At 65.4% G+C, this 6,405-nt stretch carries 8 protein-coding genes; 4 read left to right on the top strand and 4 right to left on the bottom strand.

Features of this window, described 5'->3' with window-relative positions:
* Window positions 1-41 precede the first annotated feature (41 nt).
* A complete protein-coding gene (locus PO768_RS12100) occupies window positions 42-500 on the bottom strand; it encodes a GNAT family N-acetyltransferase (protein ID WP_272646267.1) in 459 nt (152 codons plus the stop codon).
* Window positions 501-559: 59 nt separating this feature from the next.
* Here PO768_RS12100 and PO768_RS12105 point away from each other — a divergent pair, with 59 nt between their 5' ends.
* A complete protein-coding gene (locus PO768_RS12105) occupies window positions 560-688 on the top strand; it encodes a hypothetical protein (RefSeq protein WP_272646268.1) in 129 nt (42 codons plus the stop codon).
* 82 nt (window positions 689-770) lie between these two features.
* Here the strand turns inward: PO768_RS12105 and PO768_RS12110 are convergent, their stop codons facing one another.
* Window positions 771-1,604: a hypothetical protein gene (locus tag PO768_RS12110; RefSeq protein WP_272646269.1), complete on the bottom strand. Its 834-nt coding sequence runs from the start codon at window positions 1,602-1,604 to the stop codon at window positions 771-773.
* Window positions 1,605-2,056: 452 nt separating this feature from the next.
* Between PO768_RS12110 and PO768_RS12115 the strand changes: the two genes are divergently transcribed.
* From PO768_RS12115 to PO768_RS12125, 3 genes are read left to right on the top strand one after another with little or no spacing between them, the layout of a single operon-like run.
* Window positions 2,057-2,938, top strand: a complete 882-nt coding sequence (locus tag PO768_RS12115) for a 3',5'-nucleoside bisphosphate phosphatase (RefSeq protein ID WP_272646270.1) — start codon at window positions 2,057-2,059, stop codon at window positions 2,936-2,938.
* Window positions 2,935-3,876, top strand: a complete 942-nt coding sequence (locus PO768_RS12120; protein ID WP_336297764.1) for a DMT family transporter — start codon at window positions 2,935-2,937, stop codon at window positions 3,874-3,876. Before PO768_RS12115 ends, PO768_RS12120 begins: the two co-directional genes overlap by 4 nt.
* A 9-nt stretch (window positions 3,877-3,885) precedes the next feature.
* Window positions 3,886-4,512, top strand: coding sequence for an L-threonylcarbamoyladenylate synthase (locus PO768_RS12125; RefSeq protein WP_137945841.1), 627 nt, complete (start codon window positions 3,886-3,888; stop codon window positions 4,510-4,512).
* Here PO768_RS12125 and PO768_RS12130 read toward each other — a convergent pair whose 3' ends face one another.
* Together PO768_RS12130 and PO768_RS12135 are read right to left on the bottom strand one after the other, a co-directional pair.
* Window positions 4,513-5,985 carry an NAD-dependent succinate-semialdehyde dehydrogenase gene (locus tag PO768_RS12130; RefSeq protein WP_272646271.1) on the bottom strand — a complete coding sequence of 491 codons (1,473 nt, stop codon included), beginning with the start codon at window positions 5,983-5,985 and terminating at the stop codon, window positions 4,513-4,515.
* A gap of 10 nt (window positions 5,986-5,995) precedes the next feature.
* Window positions 5,996-6,405 (bottom strand): isocitrate/isopropylmalate family dehydrogenase (locus PO768_RS12135; protein WP_272646272.1); only part of this gene is annotated, 410 nt, incomplete at its 5' end.

Raw genomic sequence — 6,405 nt, forward strand, 5'->3', positions numbered from 1 at the left:
CGGCTACTGACGGGCTCAAGCTGGCGGCTGGCCCGGCCGGCTCAGGCAAGACCCGGATGCCTCAACTCTGAGACCGTCACCGCGAAACTCTCGTTGCCGGGCATGCGCCCATGGGCCTGACCCGTCTCGACAAAGCCGGCCTTCTTGTAGGTCGCCAGTGCGGCCCTATTGCCGTCGAGCACCTCGGCGCTCAGTGCCGCCCCCGTCTCGCGAAGCGCCGCCTGTATCAGGGCCGAGCCGACGCCCTTGCCAGAGGACAGCGGGTCGACGTAGAGCCAGGCCAGTTCGTCCGGCGAGAAAGCCACGAACCCCAGGACATGCCCGTCGTCGCGCTCGGCGACACGAATCTCGTACTCATGGAAGCCTTCGTTATTGGCCGTCTGTGCCAGCGTCAGATAGGCATCGCCAAGCCCGGCTGCGGCCAGCTCATCGCGGCGGGCTGCGTCGTGGATCTCGCATACGCGAGACCAATCGGTGGGGGTGTAGGGGCGGATGTTCATTTTGTTGTCTAGACAGGATGGGTTCGCGGCCCTGGATGGTCAAGGTGAGGCCGACAGCGATGACCAAAGGCGAGGAGTACACCGATGCGGGAGGGGACTACTGCGAAGAGCGCTCCCGAGAACTCGTGCTGCGCAAGCTCACCGAGCGGGCCAGGAAGCTCGACTTGCAGATCATCCCCGCTGTTTAAACCGACTGAAAACACCATTGCAGATCAACTGCTTGGGTGGTGTTTCTTGAGAGGCACAGATAACCACCCTTCGCACACAATTTCAAGCGGGCCGGCCATTTAGCAACGCCACCCACGAACTCTCTCGCATCGTAAAATATGGTGAGTTATCAACCCAATCAATATCCATCATTGCCAGAGCACACAATCCCGCAAGGATTCCAAGCGCTTCGCTCTCGGTTACGTTCAGACGTTTTGCGGCCTCTTTCGCGTCGATTCTGGTGCTGTCGTCGGAGCGCATTGCCATAAAAAGCTCTGCCCACTTTTCAGGAATTCCATATTTACCGAGGAATTCATTCTGCTCAGGCGTACCCGCAACTGTACGGCCATGCTCTGGCTTTCTAATCGGACCCTTCCAGTTTGGAGCGATTTGCAAGCTCTCGAAGAGTGTTGGCATTAGAGCACTGAACAACTTGACCACGTTTTCGCGTGTGCTGCGGGATGTATCAATGCGAGCGGCAATTGCATCTTGGGCTTCCTTGTGGGCTTTCTCAACGATGAGCGCAGCCTCCCTCCTTATTTCGTCCCGTTGTTTGGACGTTATTGTTATTTCTCGCAGTGCGCTTGTGCGTACATTGGAGTGCAGCCGCTCGTATGTGCTGCTTGCCCATGTGGATAGAAGCGCGACTCCAGGGAGGACGAAAACATACACAGCGGAGAATAGTATTGGGATGATGAAAAGCTGCAAAGTTGAATTGACTGAATCCGCATATAGAGTGCGTTCAATGTACTCAAACTTCTTGGTGTAGTGTTCATCAGCGAGCAGAACAAGAATTAGCTTGTAGTTGAGTATGACCCACGCGATCACAAAGCCCGTAAGGATTGGATTTCGAACGCGATCAACCAATGACTCCCAGAACTCTTTAATGGTTTGCATGCCGTCTTCTTGATGCTAACGTGTTACGAGGATACCGCCCAGCCACTTATTAATGCAGTCTGTGTGCTTATCAAGGCTGCCCGAATTGGCTTGGAGGCCACGCCAGCTCTGGCTTGTCGTTGTATCGCTGTGTATTTGCATAGCAGTATCGGGTCTGGCAAAAGCAACACATGACGGTTGCGACCCTTGCGGACAGCCACGAGTACCGGATTTTGCGTGCTGCCGATTGGAGGCCAGCATGCGCAGCCCGTCAATCATCCCTGCGGGGGGATCCGACCCGGGTGCGCGGCTATCGCTCGCTGCCTTCTTCCCTGCTGATGCCCTTGCAGGCGAAGCTGCCGGACCGGTTGAGCGAGCACATTCGCTATGTGCTCACCCGACACAGCCCAGGTCTGACGCCCCCCAAAGCCCCGCCACCCCGCCCAAGTTCCCCGCCCACCTAAAATGCCGGGGTGAACACCACCACCCCCCTGACCAACGCCGACCTGCATTGCCATTCCAAGGTCTCGGACGGCACGCTGGAGCCCGAGGCTCTGGCCGCGCGCGCCAAGGCCAATGGGGTGGAGCTGTGGGCGCTGACCGACCATGACGAGATCGGCGGCCAGCAGCGTGCGCTGGACGCGGCGCTGGCCCTGGGGATGAGCTATCTGACCGGCACCGAGATCTCGGTCAGCTTTGCCGGCCGGGTCGTGCACATCGTCGGCCTGGGTTTCGATCACCGCAACGAGACCTTGATCGCCGGCCTGCGCGCCACCCGGGGCGGGCGCGAGCAGCGGGCCCGAGAAATGGCGGCCGGTCTGGCCCAGGTGGGCATCAAGGGCGCTTACGAAGGCGCGCTGACCTATGTGGGCAATCCGGAGCTGATCTCGCGCACCCATTTCGCGCGCTTCCTGGTCGAGGCCGGCCATTGCAGCGATGTCAGCGAGGTGTTCCGCCGCTACCTGACCGAGGGCAAGCCCGGCTATGTCGAGCACCGCTGGGCCGGCCTGGGCGAGGCGGTGCGCTGGGTGCGCGAGGCCGGCGGCATCGCGGTGATCGCCCATCCGGCCCGCTACGGCTTCACGCCGACCGAGGAATACGCGCTGTTCACCGAATTCATCGCCCATGGCGGCCGCGGCGTCGAGGTCGTGACCGGCAGCCACTCGGCCGCCGATGCAGCCAAGTACACCGAGACCGCGCTGGAGTTCGAGCTGCTGGCCTCGCGCGGCTCCGATTTCCACTCGCCCGAAGAGAGCCACACCGACCTGGGCCGGCTGGCCGATCTGTCGGGCCGGCTGAGCCCCGTCTGGCAGGCGCTGGAGCACCGCATCCACCGCCCCGCCGCTCCATCTTGAGCGTCGCCCGTCACCGCCCGCTGCTGGGCATTGCGCTGATCGTGCTGATGGCCGCGTGCTTCGCGTCCATGGACAGCACGATCCGCTATCTGGGCGCCTTCCTGCCGGTGCTGCTGATCCTGTGGGCGCGCTACAGCTTCCAGGCCCTGACGATGGCTATCTGGCTGGGGCTGCAGCGCGCGCGCGGCGATGCCGGCGCCTTCCGCTCGGCCCATCCGAAGTTCCAGGCGGTGCGCGGCCTGCTGCTGCTGGCCACCAGCGCGATGAGCTTTTACGGCGTGCAATACATGCCGGTGGCCGAGTTCACCGCGATCAATATGCTGACCCCGGTGGTCGTGACCCTGCTGGCGGCCCTGGTGCTGCACGAGCGCGTCTCGCGCCTGCGCTGGGCCCTGGTGATCGGCGGCTTTGCCGGCGCGCTGATCGTGATCAGGCCCGGCAGCGGCATGTTCGGCTGGGCCGTGCTGTTCCCGCTGGCCGGCGCGCTGACCTATGCGAGCTTCCAGGTGCTGACCGCCAAGCTCTCGGCGCTGGAAAGCCCCTACACCACCCATTTCTACACCGGCCTGACCGGCATGCTGCTGCTGAGCCTGCTGCTGGCGCTGGGCCCCTTCCCGGTGCTGGAGCCGCTGCGCGCCGCCACGGGCGGGCAGCTCGCGCTGATGGCCTTCATCGGGCTGCTGGGCACCCTGGGCCATCTGCTGCTGATCCTGGCGCTGGGCCTGGCGCCGACCGGTACCTTGATGCCTTTCGTCTATGTGCAGATCGCGGTCGCAGCGGCGATCGGCTGGCTGTTCTTCGACCATGTGCCGGACGGCTATGCCTGGCTGGGCATGGGCGTGCTGTCGGCCTGCGGCGCGGCCTCGGCCTGGCTCAATGTCAGGCGCTCGCAACGCCCACCCCCCTCGGCGGTGGCCATGGACACCATTGCCGACTGAGAATGGGCCATGGCCCAACTCTTCGAAGTCCACCCCGACAACCCGCAGGTCCGCTTCCTGAAGCAGGCGGCGCAGATCCTGCACAGCGGTGGCATCGCCGCGATCCCGACCGACTCCAGCTACGCCCTGGTCTGCCATCTGGACGACAAGGCCGCCGCCGAGACCTTGCGCCGCATCCGCGGGGTCGATGACAAGCATCACCTGACCCTCTTGTGCCGCGACCTCAGCGAGCTGGCCAGCTATGCGCGGGTCGACAACAAGCAGTACCGGCTGCTGAAGTCCGCCACGCCGGGCGCCTTCACCTTCATCCTGGAAGCCACCAAGGAAGTGCCGCGCCGCGTCTCGCACCCCTCGCGCCGCACCATCGGCCTGCGCGTGCCCGATCACCGCGTCACGCAGGAGCTGCTGGCCATCTTCGGCCAGCCGCTGCTGGCCACCACCTTGATCCCGCCCGGCGAGAGCGAGCCGCTGAACGACGCGCAGGAGATCGCGGCGCGCTACGACAAGCTGCTGCAAGTCATCATCGACGCCGGCGCCTGCACGATGGAGCCCACCACCGTGGTCGATATGACGGGCGATGAGCCGGTGCTGGTGCGGCGCGGCTGCGGCGACCCAGCCTGCGTGGGATTGGAATGACTAAAGTCCGCCCTGGCAGAGGTATTTCATCTGCAGATAGTCGTCCAGACCATGGCGTGAGCCCTCTCGGCCGTAGCCCGATTCCTTGACGCCGCCAAAGGGCGCGGCCTCGGCCGCCAGCGCGCCTTCGTTGATGCCGACGATGCCGGTCTCCAGCGCCTCGGCCACGCGCCAGATGCGCGCGACATCGCGCGAGTAGAAGTAGCCGGCCAGACCGAAGGGCGTGTCGTTCGCGGCGGCAAGCACCTCGGCCTCGGTCTCGAAGCGGGTGATCGGAACCACCGGGCCGAAGGTCTCCTCGCAGGAGCAGGCCATGGCCGCATCGGCACCGATCAGCACAGTCGGCGCATAGTAGTTCGGGCCCAGCGCCGAGCGCTGGCCGCCGACCACGACGCGCCCTCCCCGTTGCACCGCATCGGCCACATGGCGGGCGATCTTGTCGACCGCGCGGGCATTGATCATTGGCCCGATCTGCGAGTCCGGCGCACTGGCCGGCCCCAATTTCAGCGCACCGACGCGCGCCGCCAGCTTCTCGACAAAGGCGTCATGCACGGCCGCCTGCACGAACACGCGGTTCGGGCAGACGCAGGTCTGGCCGCCATTGCGGAACTTGGCCACCATCAATCCGGCCACCGCCGCGTCCAGATCCGCATCGTCGAAGACGATGAAAGGCGCGTTGCCGCCAAGCTCCAGCGAGAGCTTCTTCAAGGTGGCGGCCGACTCGCGCGCCAGATGCTTGCCCACCGGCGTCGAGCCGGTGAAGGTGATCTTGCGCACCCGTGCATCGGCCAGCCAGACATCGGCCACCTCGGGCGTGCGCTCGCGCGAGGCGCTGACGATATTCAGCACCCCCGCCGGCAGGCCCGCCTGCTCGGCCAGCGCCACCAGGGCCAGGGCCGTCAGCGGCGTGTCCTCGGCCGGCTTGGCGACCACGGTGCAGCCGGCCGCCAGCGCCGGCGCGATCTTGCGGGCGATCATCGCGGCCGGGAAGTTCCAGGGCGTGATCGCCGCGACCACGCCGACCGGCTCCTTCAGCACCAGCATGCGCCGCCCCGCCACCGGTGGCGCGATCACATCGCCGCAGATGCGCGTGGCCTCCTCGGCAAACCACTCGACATAGCTGGCCGCATACAACACCTCGCCCAGGCCCTCGGCCAGCGGCTTGCCCTGCTCGCGCGAGATCAGCCGGCCCAGGTCCTGCTGGTGCTCGATGATCAGCGCGTGCCAGCGCTTGAGCAGCTGGGCACGCTGCCGGGCCGGGGTCGCGCGCCAGGCCGGCAAGGCCGCATGGGCGGCATCGACCGCAGCGCGCGCATCGGCGGCGCCGCTGTCGGGCACCTCGGTGAAGACCGTATCAGTGGCCGGGTCGCTGACCGGCAGGCGCCGGCCGTCCAGCGCCTCGCACCAGCGGGCATTGATGAAGTTCTGTGTGCGCTGCAGCTCGGGGCGGTTCAGAGTCAGGGCTTGCGTCATTGGATGCTCCTCAGGTCCGCACCAGAAGGCCGGCCAGCGCCTCACCCATCTCGGTCGTCGAGGCCTGGCCCCCCAGATCGCGCGTGCGCGGCCCCTCGACCAACACTGTCTCGATGGCCTTCAGGATCGCGTCATGCGCGGCCCGCTCGCCCAGGAAGTCCAGCATCAGCGCCGCCGACCAGATCATCGCGACCGGGTTGGCAATGTTCTGTCCATAGATGTCCGGCGCCGAGCCATGCACCGGCTCGAACAGCGAGGGAAACTTGCGCTCCGGGTTCAGATTGGCCGAGGGCGCCAGGCCAATCGTGCCGGTGGTCGCCGGCCCCAGATCCGACAGGATGTCGCCGAACAGATTGCTGGCGACCACCACATCAAAGCGCCCCGGCTGCAGCACAAAGCGTGCGCTGAGGATGTCGATGT

This window comes from Paucibacter sp. XJ19-41 (assembly GCF_028462495.1).
Lineage (GTDB): Bacteria > Pseudomonadota > Gammaproteobacteria > Burkholderiales > Burkholderiaceae_C > Roseateles_E.